The sequence below is a fragment of the Streptomyces sp. S3(2020) genome (assembly GCF_013044505.1).
Lineage (GTDB): Bacteria > Actinomycetota > Actinomycetes > Streptomycetales > Streptomycetaceae > Streptomyces.
Genome location: NZ_JABERD010000243.1, coordinates 1 through 13576, shown reverse-complemented (window position 1 = coordinate 13576; position 13576 = coordinate 1). Strand labels below are relative to the sequence as shown.

Genomic DNA, 13576 nt, shown 5'->3' with positions numbered 1-13576 from the left:
TGTGGTGGCGTGCGGTGTATTTGTTGTTACTTGGACTGGGAAACAGCGCGCTGCCAACGATTCTCGGCTGCGGCATGGTCAGAGGGGTAGAAGAGACGGCTCCGACACCGTCCCGCACCCCTTCCCGTAAGGCTCCCTAAACCGTTTTGGCGATACCTCCCGGCATCCCATATGCTTCTCACGTCCCCGACGCGCTGCGAAGCGCAAAGGTGGGCCGATAGCCCTCATCGTCTAGCGGCCTAGGACGCCGCCCTTTCAAGGCGGTAGCACGGGTTCGAATCCCGTTGGGGGTACGCAACACCGTGTGCGACACTGTTCGCACACAAAGCCTGGTCCTGTGGAGCAGTTTGGAGTGCTCGCCACCCTGTCAAGGTGGAGGCCGCGGGTTCAAATCCCGTCAGGACCGCTGAGATTCCCCGGAATCTCTTGGCTGGGTAGCTCAGTTGGTACGAGCGACCGCCTGAAAAGCGGTAGGTCGCCGGTTCGACCCCGGCCCCAGCCACAGCGAAAGCCCCGATCCTCGGATCGGGGCTTTGTTGTACACAGGGGCCCAGGGGGGACGATGAGTCACGAAGACGGTCTGGAACTGGCCCGGGCCCGGTACGGCCTGTTCGCGGTGGTGCTCAGCAATCTGGCGATCGCCACCGTCGCGATCGTCGGGGTCTGGCGCCTCGACGGCGACAAGGCGGTCATCGTCGGTGTCCTCACCGCCGCCTTCACCGCGGTCAGCAGCATGACCACCGCCTACCTGGGCATCAAGGCCGTCTCCAACACCGCCAAGTCCATCGCCCTGAGCGAGGCCCGCGGGCGCGAACGGACCGAGCAGCAGGCCTCGACTCCGGCCCAGCGCACCTCGTAGTCCGGCTGCTCCGTTCCCCGTCGTCCGGCCGCGCCACTCCCCGGGACAAAACCGTTCGCCACGAATTTCCCGGGGATGAGATCCTGGACCGCGTATGTCTACGCATCCCGCCCCCGGTGCCCCGGCCCTCGGCACAATCGCCCCTCGCCTGACCGAGCTCTCCCTGCGCGACGCGCAGCGGCTCGGGCGCAGGCTCGAAGGCGCGCGCAAGATCCGTAAGCCCGAGGCTCGGGCCGCCGTGCTCGCCGAGATCGAGGGTGAGGTGACCAAGGCCGAGGAACGGATGGCCGGGCGGCGCGGCCGGGTGCCCGCCGTCAGCTATCCCGAACAGCTGCCCGTCAGCCAGAAGAAGGCCGAGATCGCGGACGCCATCCGTGATCACCAGGTCGTGATCGTCGCGGGTGAGACCGGGTCGGGCAAGACGACCCAGATCCCGAAGATCTGTCTGGAGCTGGGCCGTGGCGTCCGCGGCATGATCGGGCACACCCAGCCTCGCCGTATCGCCGCCCGTACGGTCGCCGAGCGGGTCGCCGAGGAGCTGGACACACCGCTCGGTGAGGCCGTCGGCTGGAAAGTGCGGTTCACCGACCAGGTGAACCAGGACGGCACCTTCGTCAAGCTGATGACGGACGGCATCCTGCTCGCCGAGATCCAGACCGACCGTGAGCTGCGCGCCTACGACACGATCATCATCGACGAGGCCCACGAGCGGTCCCTCAACATCGACTTCCTGCTCGGGTATCTCGCCCAGCTGCTGCCCAAGCGGCCGGATCTGAAGGTCGTCATCACCTCGGCGACCATCGATCCCGAGCGGTTCTCCCGGCACTTCGGGGACGCCCCGATCGTCGAGGTCAGCGGCCGGACGTATCCCGTCGAGGTCCGCTACCGGCCCCTGCTCGAAGAGGACTCCGAAGACTCCGACCGCGACCAGATCACCGCGATCTGCGACGCCGTCGAGGAGCTCCAGGGCGAGGGCAAGGGCGACATCCTGGTCTTCCTCTCCGGTGAGCGGGAGATCCGCGACACGGCCGACGCGCTCAACAAGAAGAACTACCGGTTCACCGAGGTCCTCCCCCTGTACGCCCGGCTCTCGCACGCCGAGCAGCACCGGGTGTTCCAGCAGCACACGGGGCGCAGGATCGTTCTGGCTACCAATGTCGCCGAGACCTCGCTGACCGTCCCGGGCATCAAGTACGTCATCGACCCCGGCTTCGCCCGGATCAGCCGCTACAGCCACCGCACCAAGGTCCAGCGGCTCCCCATCGAGGCGATCTCCCAGGCCAGCGCGAACCAGCGCAAGGGCCGCTGCGGTCGTACGTCCGACGGCATCTGCATCCGGCTCTACACCGAAGAGGACTTCGAGGGCCGCCCCGAGTTCACGGACGCGGAGATCCTCCGGACGAACCTCGCGTCCGTCATCCTCCAGATGACCGCGGCCGGCCTCGGCGACATCGAGAAGTTCCCCTTCATCGACCCGCCGGACCACCGCAACATCCGCGACGGCGTGCAGCTGCTCCAGGAGCTCAACGCCCTCGACCCGGCGCAGAAGGACCCGCGCAAGCGGCTCACCGAGACCGGCCGCAAGCTCGCCCAGCTGCCCGTCGACCCGCGCCTGGCCCGGATGGTCCTGGAGGCCGACAAGAACGGCTGTGTCCGCGAGGTCATGGTCATAGCCGCCGCCCTGTCCATCCAGGACCCGCGCGAGCGCCCCGCCGACAAGCAGACCCAGGCCGACCAGCAGCACGCCCGCTTCAAGGACGAGACCAGCGACTTCCTCGCCTATCTCAACCTGTGGCGGTATGTGCGCGAGCAGCAGAAGGAACGCGGCTCGTCGTCCTTCCGTCGCATGTGCAAGCAGGAGTACTTGAACTTCCTGCGCATCCGCGAGTGGCAGGACATCTACACCCAGTTGCGCACGGTCGCCAAGCAGATGGGCATCCATCCCAACGAGGAGGACGCGGCCGACCAGAGCGTCCATGTCTCCCTCCTCGCCGGTCTGCTCTCGCACGTCGGCATGAAGGACGTGAAGGACGGCAACAAGAACGAGTACCTGGGCGCCCGCAGCGCCAAGTTCGCGATCTTCCCCGGCTCGGCGCTCTTCAAGAAGCAGCCGCGGTTCGTGATGTCGGCCGAGTTGGTCGAGACCTCGCGGCTCTGGGCCCGCGTCAACGCGAAGATCGATCCGGAGTGGGTCGAGCCGCTCGCGGAACACCTGCTCAAGCGGACGTACTCCGAACCGCACTGGGAGAAGGACCAGGCGGCCGTGATGGCGTACGAGAAGGTCACGCTGTACGGCGTGCCGATCGTCGCCCAGCGGAAGGTGAACTACGGCCGTATCGACCCGGAGACGTCCCGCGAGCTTTTCCTTCGCAACGCGCTCGTCGAGGGCGACTGGCGTACCCATCACAAGTTCTACGCCGACAACCGGAGACTCCTCAGTGAGGTCGAGGAGTTGGAGCACCGGGCGCGGCGCCGGGACATCGTGGTCGACGACGACACGCTCTTCGACTTCTACGACCAGCGGGTGCCCGAACACGTCGTGTCCGGCGCCCACTTCGACTCCTGGTGGAAGCGGAAGCGGCAGGAGCAGCCGGACTTCCTGGACTTCGAGCGGGAGATGCTCATCCGGGAGTCGGCGGAGGCGGTCACCAAGGCCGACTATCCGGACTCCTGGCGGCAGGGGCAGCTCAAGTTCCGTGTGACGTACCAGTTCGAGCCGGGTGCGGACGCGGACGGTGTGACGGTCCATGTCCCGCTCCAGGTGCTCAACCAGGTCACGGACGAGGGCTTCGAGTGGCAGATCCCGGGGCTGCGGGAGGAAGTGGTGACGGAGCTGATCCGTTCCCTCCCGAAGCCGATCCGGCGGAACTACGTGCCGGCGCCGAACTTCGCGCGGCGGTTCCTCGATACGGCCGTCCCCTTGCAGGAGCCTTTGACGGTGACCATGGCGCGCGAGCTGAAGCGCATGGTGGGCGTGCCGTTCGAGGCCGAGGACTTCGACTGGTCCCGTGTCCCCGAGCACCTGCGCATCACCTTCCGGATCGTCGACGAGCGCCGGCGCACGGTCGCCGAGGACAAGGACCTGGAGGCGCTGAGGCTCCGGCTGAGGCCGAAGGCACGCCAGGCCCTCTCCCAGGCGGCCGCGGCGACGGCGGAACGCCAGGGCGGCGAGTCCCTGGAGCGCAAGGGCCTCACCGACTGGTCGATCGGCACGCTGACCCGGGTCTTCGAGACGCGGCGGGCGGGCCAGCCGGTGAAGGCGTACCCGGCCCTCGTCGACGACGGTGACACGGTCTCCGTACGCCTCTTCGACACCGAGGCGGAGCAGGCGGAGGCGATGTGGAAGGGCACGCGGCGGCTGATCCTGCGCAACATCCCGGTGAACCCGGCGAAGTTCGCCTCGGAGAAGCTGACGAACCCGCAGAAGCTCGCGCTCTCGGCCAACCCCCACGGCACGATCCAGGCCCTCTTCGACGACTGCGCGATGGCGGCGGCGGACCGGCTCATCGCCGACTTCGGGGGGCCGGCGTGGGACGAGGAGTCGTACCGGAAGCTCTACGACAAGGTGCGCGCCGAGATCGTCGACACGACGGTCCGTACGGTGGGCCAGGTGCAGCAGGTCCTTGCCGCCTGGCAGGCCTGTGAGCGCCGTCTGAAAGCCGTACGGAGCCCCGCGCTGCTGGCGAACCTCCAGGACGTACGCAAGCAGCTGGACGCCCTTGTGAAGCCGGGCTTCGTGACGGAGACGGGTCTGCGCCGTCTGCCGGACCTGATGCGGTACCTGGTCGCCGCGGACCGGCGTCTCCAGCAGATGCCGACGAGCGTCCAGCGGGACACCACGCGCATGGAGAAGGTCCACGAGATGCAGGACGAGTACGCGTGGCTCCTGGAGCAGCTGCCGAAGGGCCGCCCGGTGCCGGCGTCGGTCCTGGACATCCGCTGGATGATCGAGGAGCTCAGGGTCAGCTATTTCGCGCACGCGCTGGGCACGGCGTACCCCGTCTCGGACAAGCGGATCGTGAAGGCCATCGACGCGGCCGTCCCGTAACCGCCCCCGCACGCTGGGTGAGTTCGCGCAGCGGGCTCACCCTCCTGTACAGTCCTTCTCGCAGCGCAACGCAGCAATAAGCGCCGCGAAACCTGGTCCTGTGGAGCAGTTTGGAGTGCTCGCCACCCTGTCAAGGTGGAGGCCGCGGGTTCAAATCCCGTCAGGACCGCAGTAAGCAGTACGAGAGGCCCGGATCTTCGGATCCGGGCCTTCTTGCGTCTGCGGCCGCCTACGCGGTCTTGACGGCGTCACATTCGCTCGGTACTCCAGAAACCAGGGCCTGTTCCCCGGGCGGCCCCTGGAGGTGGCGTATGGCGGCTTCGGCCAGGCACGAGACGCGGGCGTTGCTCCGTGCGCATCTGTCGGCTGCTACCTCCTATCGCCATCTGACGCGGCACTGCCCGATCTGCCATCAGCTGCTGCGGCTCGCCTTGGACTCCGCCCCGCGGGCCGACGAGGCCGGCGGGGAGGTCGCCGAGGACGAAAGTCCCTCGCCCGCGTGACCAACGCCGGCCCCAACGGCCGTACGGGCATGGGACGGTGGAACGCGTGCCTCCTCTAGCGCACATGCGCCAGGGGCAACAAGGACCCTGGCATGTGACGGGAGTCACCGCATGAGTTTCTGAAACTGCGGTACTTACACCTCACCTACAACTGGTCAATTTAATATGTGCAATTGCACCAGCCCGCAGGGCCGACCAGTCGGTACGGCAGCGGCCTTCCACAGGAGATCCGACACCCCTCCCCAGACTCCGACAAGCCCGCTCACAGCACCCTGTGCAGGCCCCCGTCCCGCACGTGGAGCGCACAAAAAAGATCGCGCTGGACTCGGCGGAGTCCAGCGCGATCGACGACGCACCCTGTGATGTTCTTGGATGAGCTTGGGCGTGGGTTCTGTTGGGGCAGTACCCGCGTCGCTTGGAGCTTGGGTTACGGACGCCTCGGCACGTTGGGGGACCTGCCGGTTTGCCCGTTATTCAGTTGGTTCAGGCCTCGCTGCGCTGCTGCGGGATGCCCGCGAGCAGTGCACGGACCTCCGCCTCGCGGTAGCGGCGGTGCCCGCCGAGCGTACGGATGGACGTGAGCTTCCCGGCCTTCGCCCACCGCGTGACCGTCTTGGGGTCGACGCGGAACATCGTGGCGACCTCAGCCGGGGTCAGCAGCGGCTCGGCATCAGGGGTGCGAGCGGTCATGAGCGGCCTCCTCGGGAGAACCGAACCTTCTCGGTTCTTTCCTCTAAATTCTGCACCTTGACCCGCGTTGCCCGAAATGGCGGACGCGAGTCGAGTCGGTTATAGGACGAACGGCTTGTCCTCGGCACTACAACTACACCATCTGTCCAGCCGCCTGGGCCAAACCGATGGAATTGCCCCCCAGGTGTTCATCGGCGACAGAGGCCGATGGACCATGCCATAGCGGACAGTCACGCCACTGTGACGATCAGTCACAGAGCGATCAGGAGTCACCAGACCCCCCAAAGCGGAACCTCCCCCGGGCCCCTTGTCCTATTTTGGCATGAGGAGGGGCAAGAGATGCAAGAGCCGGGTACGTGCGGTCCGTCACGCTTGACACACAGTGAGGCGTACGCCCGGATCGGGACCTACGTCCCTTGTTGGCGGAGCATCAGGGGAAACTTGGTGACACCTTGACCGAGGACGAAACCCCAAAACGGGCGTCAGGTCAAACGCCAGTTCGTGACCAAGGTGACCCAGGACACACTCAGTTCACGAAAGACCTAGTTCGCCGACCGCCGGTCCCGCACCGACCGCCACCGCTCCACGAGCCGCGCGTACGCCTCCCCCGCGCCCGCCCCGTCGCCGATCCGCAGCGCCTCGATGCCCGCGGCGACATCGGCCGCCGAGTGGTCGTCCTCCAGCTCGCCGGGCGGCAGGGTGTGCACCAGACCGCCGTAGTCCAGCTCGACGTGCGAGCGCGGGTGGAACTCCTCCAGCCAACGCCCCACGTCCACCAGGCCGTCGGTGAGCGGCCCCTCGTCGACGGTGTCCTTCAGGGTCCGCAGCGCCCGCGCCACCCGCCGCCGGGCCTGCACCATCGGCGTCCGGTAGCGCAGCGTCGGCGGGATCTCGCCCGAGCCCTTGTCGAAGGACCGCTCCTCGTCCACCACCAGCACGAACCAGTGCAGCGGCACCTGCCAGGTCGAGGTGCGGATCCAGGGCCGGGCGTCCGGGTTGCGGACCAGCCAGCGCTCGTAGTCCTGGGCCGCCTGGCGCCGTACGACCTCCGGCAGCACCGCCTCCAGGACCGGCTTCGGCAGCTCCTCGGGCAGCTCCTGGAGCGCCTGCCAGCCGCGCAGCCGGGTCCGCCAGGGGCAGACGCAGACCACGCCGTCCACGTCCAGCACGAACGCGTCGGCGCTCTCGTGCACCGGCACCGGGATCGGCGGGGTGGGCAGCAAGTCGGCCAGGGAGCGGCGCAGTTCGTCCTGGTACGAGGGGCGGTCGGCGCGGCGGGCGTAGCGCGTCCAGTGGCCGCGTTCCGGCTCCGGGAAGGCTGCCAGCGGCTCGTACACGCGCAGATAGGTCGCGTACGGGACGACCACCGAGGACACCTTGGGCACGCCTGCTCCATCCCCCGCCCACTGCCGGGAAAACCTGCCGAACCCGCTCACAAACAGGCGGGAAATCTATGCAAATCGTCGCACGGGCGTACTCCGCCGGCAGGTGATCCTGAGCACGGCGCCGTGGGCAGCGGCACCCAGGCTCTAATCTCATGCTCACAGCGCCCGCCACCCTTACGGGAGCTGGTCCCAACCGCCGCTCTTTACCCAGGAGTCACCACAGTGACCGACGTATCAGCCGGCGTCCTGCACACCCTGTTCCACTCGGACCAGGGCGGTCATGAGCAAGTCGTGCTCTGCCAGGACCGTGCCAGCGGCCTCAAGGCCGTCATCGCCATCCACTCCACCGCGCTGGGCCCCGCGCTCGGCGGTACGCGCTTCTACCCGTACGCGACCGAGGAGGAGGCCGTCGCCGACGCCCTGAACCTCGCGCGCGGGATGTCGTACAAGAACGCCATGGCCGGCCTGGACCACGGCGGTGGCAAAGCCGTGATCATCGGCGACCCGGACACCCTCAAGAGCGAAGAGCTGCTGCTCGCCTACGGCCGGTTCGTGGCCTCGCTCGGCGGGCGGTACGTCACCGCGTGCGACGTCGGTACGTACGTCGCCGACATGGACGTCGTCGCACGTGAGTGCCGTTGGACGACCGGGCGGTCCCCCGAGAACGGCGGCGCGGGCGACTCCTCCGTGCTGACCTCCTTCGGCGTCTACCAGGGCATGCGGGCCTCCGCCCGGCACCTGTGGGGCAGCCCCTCGCTGGCCGGCCGCAAGGTCGGCATCGCGGGCGTCGGCAAGGTCGGCCACCACCTCGTGGAGCACCTGCTGGCGGAGGGCGCCGAGGTCCTCGTCACGGACGTCCGCGAGGAGGCCGTGGGGCGGATCCTCGCCGCGCATCCGACGGGCGTGACGGCCGTCGCCGACACCGCGACCCTGATCCGGGCGGAGGGGCTCGACATCTACGCCCCCTGCGCGCTCGGCGGCGCCCTCGACGACGACACCGTCCCCGCGCTGACCGCCGAGGTGGTCTGCGGCGCCGCCAACAACCAGCTCGCCCACCCGGGCGTGGAGAAGGACCTCGCCGACCGCGGGATCCTCTACGCGCCGGACTACGTGGTGAACGCCGGCGGGGTCATCCAGGTCGCCGACGAGCTGCACGGCTTCGACTTCGAGCGGTGCAGGGCGAAGGCGGCGGAGATCTACGACACCACGCTCGCCATATTCGCACGTGCGAAGACGGACGGGATCCCGCCGGCCGCGGCGGCCGACCGGATCGCCGAGCAGCGGATGCACGAGGCGGCGGCGGCCCGCAGGGCGCGCTGATCCGGCGTCCGCGCCGCCATGGCCGGTACCCGTCGACGGGCACTTAGAGAGAACTCTCACGTTCGTCGGCGGGTCGGCCGCCAAGAAGTGGTTAAAATCGCGGTTGACCAGCAGGGACAGGGCACTCTGAGGGTTGTGGGTCCAGGCACGTCCTGCGGGCGACGTACCGTACAGGCGTGGGCTCAGGTACCGTGGAAGCCCTACGGACCGGTCTCTCTGCGGAGAGCCCGTTCCAGATCATGAACGCGTGTCAAGACTCTGGGGCCACCGAGCCCCGTATCCGAGGGGGTCGAGCCATGGGGCGCGGCCGGGCAAAGGCCAAGCAGACGAAGGTCGCCCGCCAGCTGAAGTACAGCAGCGGCGGGACTGACCTGTCGCGTCTGGCCAATGAGCTGGGCGCTTCGACTTCGAGCCAGCCGCCGAATGGCGAGCCGTTCGAGGACGACGAAGACGAAGAAGACGACCCGTACTCCCAGTACGCGGATCTCTATAACGACGACGATGAGGACGAGGACGACGAGTCCGGTCCCACGTCTCAACGCCGCGGCGCTTGACGCTCCAGCTGTGTTTAACCCGGTCCGGGTGTGGTCCACACCACCGGACCGGGTTTTGCGCTGCCCCCGCGGGCCTCAGGCGCTGTAGTCGCCAACCAGCTCGGCGCCCGTGGCGCGGTCGCCGCGCTCGGTGATCTCGCCGGCCACCCAGGCCTCGACCCCGCGGTCGGCCAGCGTCGTCAGGGCCACGTCGGCCGATTCCTCGGGGACGATGGCGATCATGCCGACGCCCATGTTGAGGGTCTTCTCCAGCTCCAGGCGCTCGACCTGACCCGTCCTGCCGACGAGGTCGAAAATCGGGGCCGGGGTCCAGGTGGAGCGGTCCACGATCGCGTGCAGCCCGTCCGGGATCACGCGGGCCAGGTTGGCCGCGAGACCGCCTCCCGTGACGTGGCTGTACGCGTGCACGTCGGTGGTGCGGGTGAGCGCCAGGCAGTCCAGCGAGTAGATCTTGGTGGGCTCCAGGAGCTCCTCGCCGAGGGTGCGGCCGAGCTCGTCGATCCGGGCGTCCAGGGACAGCCCCGCCTGGTTCAGCAGGACGTGGCGGACGAGCGAGTACCCGTTCGAGTGAAGTCCGGACGCCGCCATGGCGATGACCGCGTCACCCGTACGGATGCGATCCGGGCCCAGCAGCCGGTCGGCCTCCACGACGCCCGTACCGGCGCCGGCGACGTCGAAGTCGTCCGGACCCAGCAGACCGGGGTGTTCGGCCGTCTCGCCGCCCACCAGGGCGCAGCCGGCGAGGACACAGCCCTCGGCGATGCCCTTGACGATCGCGGCGACCCGCTCGGGGTGGACCTTGCCGACACAGATGTAGTCGGTCATGAACAGCGGCTCGGCACCGCACACCACGATGTCGTCCATGACCATCGCGACCAGGTCGTGGCCGATCGTGTCGTAGACGCCCAGCTGACGGGCGATATCGACCTTCGTGCCGACGCCGTCGGTCGCGGAGGCCAGGAGGGGACGCTCGTAGCCCTTGAGGGCGGAGGCGTCGAAGAGGCCGGCGAAACCACCGAGGCCGCCGAGGACCTCGGGGCGCTGCGTCTTCTTCACCCACTCCTTCATGAGCTCTACGGCGCGGTCTCCCGCTTCGATGTCGACGCCGGCAGCCGCGTAGGAAGCACCGGTAGAGGAACTCTCAGACATTGCCTGGGATCTTTCGGGTTGGTTTCTACGAGGCTTACGGGCGACGGATCGCGTCGGCCGCGGCCGTGGCGGCGGGACCCGCGGCCAGTTCGGTCTCCAGGAGCTGCTTGCCGAGCAGCTCGGGGTCCGGGAGCTCCATCGGGTACTCGCCGTCGAAGCAGGCGCGGCACAGGTTCGGCTTGGCGATGGTGGTCGCCTCGATCATGCCGTCGAGGGAGATGTACGCCAGGGAGTCGGCGCCCAGCGAGGTGCCGATCTCGTCGATGGTCATGCCGTTGGCGATGAGCTCGGCACGGGTCGCGAAATCTATGCCGAAGAAGCAGGGCCACTTCACGGGCGGGGAGGAGATCCGGATGTGGACCTCGGCCGCCCCTGCCTCGCGGAGCATCCGCACCAGGGCCCGCTGGGTGTTGCCGCGCACGATCGAGTCGTCGACGACGACCAGGCGCTTGCCCTTGATGACTTCCTTCAGCGGGTTCAGCTTCAGTCGGATGCCGAGCTGCCGGATCGTCTGCGAGGGCTGGATGAACGTACGGCCGACGTACGCGTTCTTCACCAGACCCGCGCCGAACGGGATTCCGCTGGCCTCCGCGTAACCGATCGCCGCCGGGGTGCCGGACTCCGGGGTCGCTATGACCAGATCGGCCTCGACCGGGGCTTCCTTCGCCAGCTTGCGGCCCATCTCCACCCGGGAGAGGTAGACGTTGCGGCCGGCGATGTCGGTGTCGGGGCGGGCCAGATAGACGTACTCGAAGACACAGCCCTTGGGCTTCGCTTCCGCGAATCGGGAGCTGCGCAGACCGTTCTCGTCGATGGCGATGAACTCGCCCGGCTCGATCTCGCGGACGAAGCTGGCGCCGCAGATGTCGAGGGCGGCGCCCTCGGAGGCGACGACCCAGCCGCGCTCCAGGCGGCCGAGGACCAGCGGGCGGATGCCCTGCGGGTCGCGGGCCGCGTAGAGGGTGTGCTCGTTCATGAAGACGAGGGAGAAGGCGCCGCGGACCAGGGGGAGGACCTTCGGGGAGGCCTCCTCGATCGTCAGCGGCTTGCCGTCGTCGTCGACCTGGGCCGCGAGGAGCGCGGTGAGCAGGTCGGTGTCGTTGGTGGCGGCCACCCGCGTCGAGCGGCCGTTGGTGTCCTTGGGGAGGTCGGCGACCATCTCGGCGAGCTGCGCCGTGTTGACCAGGTTGCCGTTGTGGCCGAGCGCGATCGAGCCGTGCGCGGTGGCACGGAACGTCGGCTGGGCGTTCTCCCACACGGAGGCCCCGGTGGTCGAGTAGCGGGCGTGACCGACCGCGATATGACCCTGGAGCGAACCGAGAGAGGTCTCGTCGAAGACCTGGGAAACGAGCCCCATGTCCTTGAAGACGAGGATCTGGGAGCCATTGCTGACCGCGATACCCGCGGATTCCTGGCCCCGATGCTGGAGGGCGTAGAGCCCGAAGTAAGTGAGCTTGGCGACCTCTTCACCCGGAGCCCAGACTCCGAAGACGCCGCAAGCGTCCTGGGGGCCTTTCTCGCCGGGGAGCAGATCATGATTGAGTCGACCGTCACCACGTGGCACGTCCCCGAGTGTAGGCGAGGTCGACCACTGGTCCGAATTGGGGATACGTGCCTTTGTTGAGTCACCGGGCGGCGACCTCTTTGGCGGTTTTTTCGTTTTCGCTGGTCAGCGAGGCGGCTCGACGGCCCTCCGGATATATGAGTGAGGTGTCGCACACCTCTCAGTGGGTGGACTCAGCGGCCTCGGTGGACTCCGTCAGGCGCACGGTGTCCCCGCTCGCGGTGGTCAGCGTGAGGTGGTCGTCGGTGACGGCGGTCTTCAGAGCACCGCCGACAAGGGTGTCGGCGAGGGTCTGCTCGAAGGTCATGACCGGTTTCTCGCAGGCCATCCTGGTGGTCGTGACGTGACTGAGCCGGATGGTGCCGTCCTCGGCGGTGGTGACCTTGGCGTTGAAGTGGTTGCAGCCGTAGTTGCCCGCCGCCTTGCCGTCCTTCAGCTCCACGTTCGCCCCCTCGGGGGCCTGGTGGGTCTTGCCGTCCACGGTGACGCTGTCGACGCTCCAGCGGACTCCGGTGACGGGTTTCTCGGCGCCGACCGAACCGCTGCCGGTCGTGCCGGTGCCGCAGGCCGCGGCGAGCGGGAGCACGGTCAGGACCACGAGGATCAGTCGCTGTTTGTCCATGCCGATGGGACGGAAGGGGCGGGAGACCGGTTCCTCGCCGACGACCGGTTCACCCCATCAGGGGCAGCAATCCGCCAAGATCCGCCCGCTCCCCGCTGGCGCTGACCTTCGCGTCCTCGATCGCCTCCGGCCACGCCACCCGTCCGGTCGCCAGCCGGATCCAGGTCAGCGGGTCGGTCTCGACGACGTTGGGCGGGGTGCCACGGGTGTGCCGGGGTCCCTCGACGCACTGCACGACGGCGTACGGCGGGATCCGCACCTCGGTCGAGCCGCCGGGGGCCTTCGCTGCGAGGGCGTCGGCGAGGAGGCGGGTGCAGGCGGCGAGTGCCTGTCGGTCGTACGGGATGTCCAGGCCCGGCACCGCGGCGTTCAGGTCGTCGGTGTGGACGACGACTTCGACGGTGCGGGTGACCAGGTAGTCGGCGAGGGTCATGGTGCCGGTGCGGCTGCCGACGAGGCGGTCGGCGGGGGCCTGCGCGAGCGTGCGCGCGAAGCGTTCCCCGGTGTCGGCGTACAGGGCGTCGAGGTCGGGGTGGGAGGCGGCGAGGTCGCGGGTGCCGTCGTCGATGTCACCGGCGCGGTCGGCCGTGGTGAGGGGCCACTCCAGGAGGGTCAGTGCGGGCTTCTCGGGCTTCTCGGGCTCGTCGCGGTCGAGGCCGCGGCTGATCGCGTCGACGGCCATCGTGATGTGCGCGGCCAGCTCGCGGACGGTCCAGTCACCGAGGCGGGTGGGGCTCGCGAGCTGCTCCTCGCTCAGCGTGCCCACGGCCTGGCGGACGTGCCCGAACTGGGTGAGGACGGCGGTGCGGATCTTCACGGGGTCGTAGGTGCGGGCGCGTTTCCTGGCCGGTGGCATGGGGTCAAGCCTAGGTGGGGTGGGGT

General features: G+C 68.5%; 11 protein-coding genes and 4 tRNA genes. 9 read left to right on the top strand and 6 right to left on the bottom strand.

All coding sequences use genetic code 11. The features are described 5' to 3' along the window. The first annotated feature begins 220 nt into the window (after positions 1-220). The 7 genes from HLK59_RS42565 to HLK59_RS42535 all read left to right on the top strand — a co-directional run bounded on the left by HLK59_RS42565 (position 221) and on the right by HLK59_RS42535 (position 5410). Positions 221-293: transfer RNA gene (locus HLK59_RS42565), tRNA-Glu, on the top strand. 38 nt (positions 294-331) lie between these two features. Then, positions 332-406: transfer RNA gene (locus tag HLK59_RS42560), tRNA-Asp, on the top strand. Positions 407-428: 22 nt separating this feature from the next. Continuing rightward, positions 429-502 (top strand) — tRNA-Phe (locus HLK59_RS42555). Positions 503-562: 60 nt separating this feature from the next. Beyond that, the gene (locus HLK59_RS42550; protein ID WP_171147030.1) at positions 563-859 is read left to right on the top strand and encodes a hypothetical protein; all 297 of its coding nucleotides are present in this window, start codon (positions 563-565) and stop codon (positions 857-859) included. A 94-nt stretch (positions 860-953) separates the two neighbouring features. After that, entirely contained in the window at positions 954-4907 is a 3954-nt protein-coding gene (hrpA, locus tag HLK59_RS42545; RefSeq protein ID WP_171147029.1) for an ATP-dependent RNA helicase HrpA, read from the top strand. A gap of 94 nt (positions 4908-5001) precedes the next feature. Beyond that, positions 5002-5076: transfer RNA gene (locus HLK59_RS42540), tRNA-Asp, on the top strand. 142 nt (positions 5077-5218) lie between these two features. Continuing rightward, on the top strand, positions 5219-5410 hold the full coding sequence (locus HLK59_RS42535; RefSeq protein WP_171147028.1) for a DUF6274 family protein: 192 nt from the start codon (positions 5219-5221) through the stop codon (positions 5408-5410). 483 nt (positions 5411-5893) lie between these two features. Here the strand turns inward: HLK59_RS42535 and bldC are convergent, their stop codons facing one another. Continuing rightward, positions 5894-6100: a developmental transcriptional regulator BldC gene (bldC, locus tag HLK59_RS42530; protein ID WP_003949541.1), complete on the bottom strand. Its 207-nt coding sequence runs from the start codon at positions 6098-6100 to the stop codon at positions 5894-5896. A 542-nt stretch (positions 6101-6642) separates the two neighbouring features. Further along, a complete protein-coding gene (locus tag HLK59_RS42525; protein ID WP_171147027.1) occupies positions 6643-7485 on the bottom strand; it encodes a hypothetical protein in 843 nt (280 codons plus the stop codon). 222 nt (positions 7486-7707) lie between these two features. Between HLK59_RS42525 and HLK59_RS42520 the strand changes: the two genes are divergently transcribed. Further along, positions 7708-8805 carry a Glu/Leu/Phe/Val dehydrogenase dimerization domain-containing protein gene (locus HLK59_RS42520; protein WP_171147026.1) on the top strand — a complete coding sequence of 366 codons (1098 nt, stop codon included), beginning with the start codon at positions 7708-7710 and terminating at the stop codon, positions 8803-8805. A gap of 296 nt (positions 8806-9101) precedes the next feature. Next, positions 9102-9359 carry a DUF3073 domain-containing protein gene (locus HLK59_RS42515; protein WP_046259662.1) on the top strand — a complete coding sequence of 86 codons (258 nt, stop codon included), beginning with the start codon at positions 9102-9104 and terminating at the stop codon, positions 9357-9359. A gap of 75 nt (positions 9360-9434) precedes the next feature. Here HLK59_RS42515 and purM read toward each other — a convergent pair whose 3' ends face one another. The 4 genes from purM to HLK59_RS42495 all read right to left on the bottom strand — a co-directional run bounded on the left by purM (position 9435) and on the right by HLK59_RS42495 (position 13550). Continuing rightward, complete coding sequence (gene purM, locus HLK59_RS42510) at positions 9435-10508, bottom strand: phosphoribosylformylglycinamidine cyclo-ligase (protein WP_171147025.1); 1074 nt, start codon at positions 10506-10508, stop codon at positions 9435-9437. Between the two features lie 34 nt (positions 10509-10542). Further along, positions 10543-12072: an amidophosphoribosyltransferase gene (purF, locus tag HLK59_RS42505; protein WP_171147024.1), complete on the bottom strand. Its 1530-nt coding sequence runs from the start codon at positions 12070-12072 to the stop codon at positions 10543-10545. 160 nt (positions 12073-12232) lie between these two features. Next, complete coding sequence (locus tag HLK59_RS42500) at positions 12233-12694, bottom strand: META domain-containing protein (RefSeq protein WP_171147023.1); 462 nt, start codon at positions 12692-12694, stop codon at positions 12233-12235. A 49-nt stretch (positions 12695-12743) separates the two neighbouring features. After that, on the bottom strand, positions 12744-13550 hold the full coding sequence (locus tag HLK59_RS42495) for a maleylpyruvate isomerase family mycothiol-dependent enzyme (RefSeq protein ID WP_171147022.1): 807 nt from the start codon (positions 13548-13550) through the stop codon (positions 12744-12746). Positions 13551-13576: the final 26 nt, after the last annotated feature.

What these genes read in the sequence shown, in the direction of transcription:
- hrpA (WP_171147029.1), top strand. Translation starts at nt 954, where the DNA reads ATGTCTACGCATCCCGCCCCCGGTGCCCCGGCCCTCGGCACAATCGCC.
- HLK59_RS42535 (WP_171147028.1), top strand. Translation starts at nt 5,219, where the DNA reads ATGGCGGCTTCGGCCAGGCACGAGACGCGGGCGTTGCTCCGTGCGCAT.
- HLK59_RS42495 (WP_171147022.1), bottom strand. Translation starts at nt 13,550, where the DNA reads ATGCCACCGGCCAGGAAACGCGCCCGCACCTACGACCCCGTGAAGATC.
- HLK59_RS42550 (WP_171147030.1), top strand. Translation starts at nt 563, where the DNA reads ATGAGTCACGAAGACGGTCTGGAACTGGCCCGGGCCCGGTACGGCCTG.
- bldC (WP_003949541.1), bottom strand. Translation starts at nt 6,100, where the DNA reads ATGACCGCTCGCACCCCTGATGCCGAGCCGCTGCTGACCCCGGCTGAG.
- HLK59_RS42500 (WP_171147023.1), bottom strand. Translation starts at nt 12,694, where the DNA reads ATGGACAAACAGCGACTGATCCTCGTGGTCCTGACCGTGCTCCCGCTC.
- HLK59_RS42515 (WP_046259662.1), top strand. Translation starts at nt 9,102, where the DNA reads ATGGGGCGCGGCCGGGCAAAGGCCAAGCAGACGAAGGTCGCCCGCCAG.
- purM (WP_171147025.1), bottom strand. Translation starts at nt 10,508, where the DNA reads ATGTCTGAGAGTTCCTCTACCGGTGCTTCCTACGCGGCTGCCGGCGTC.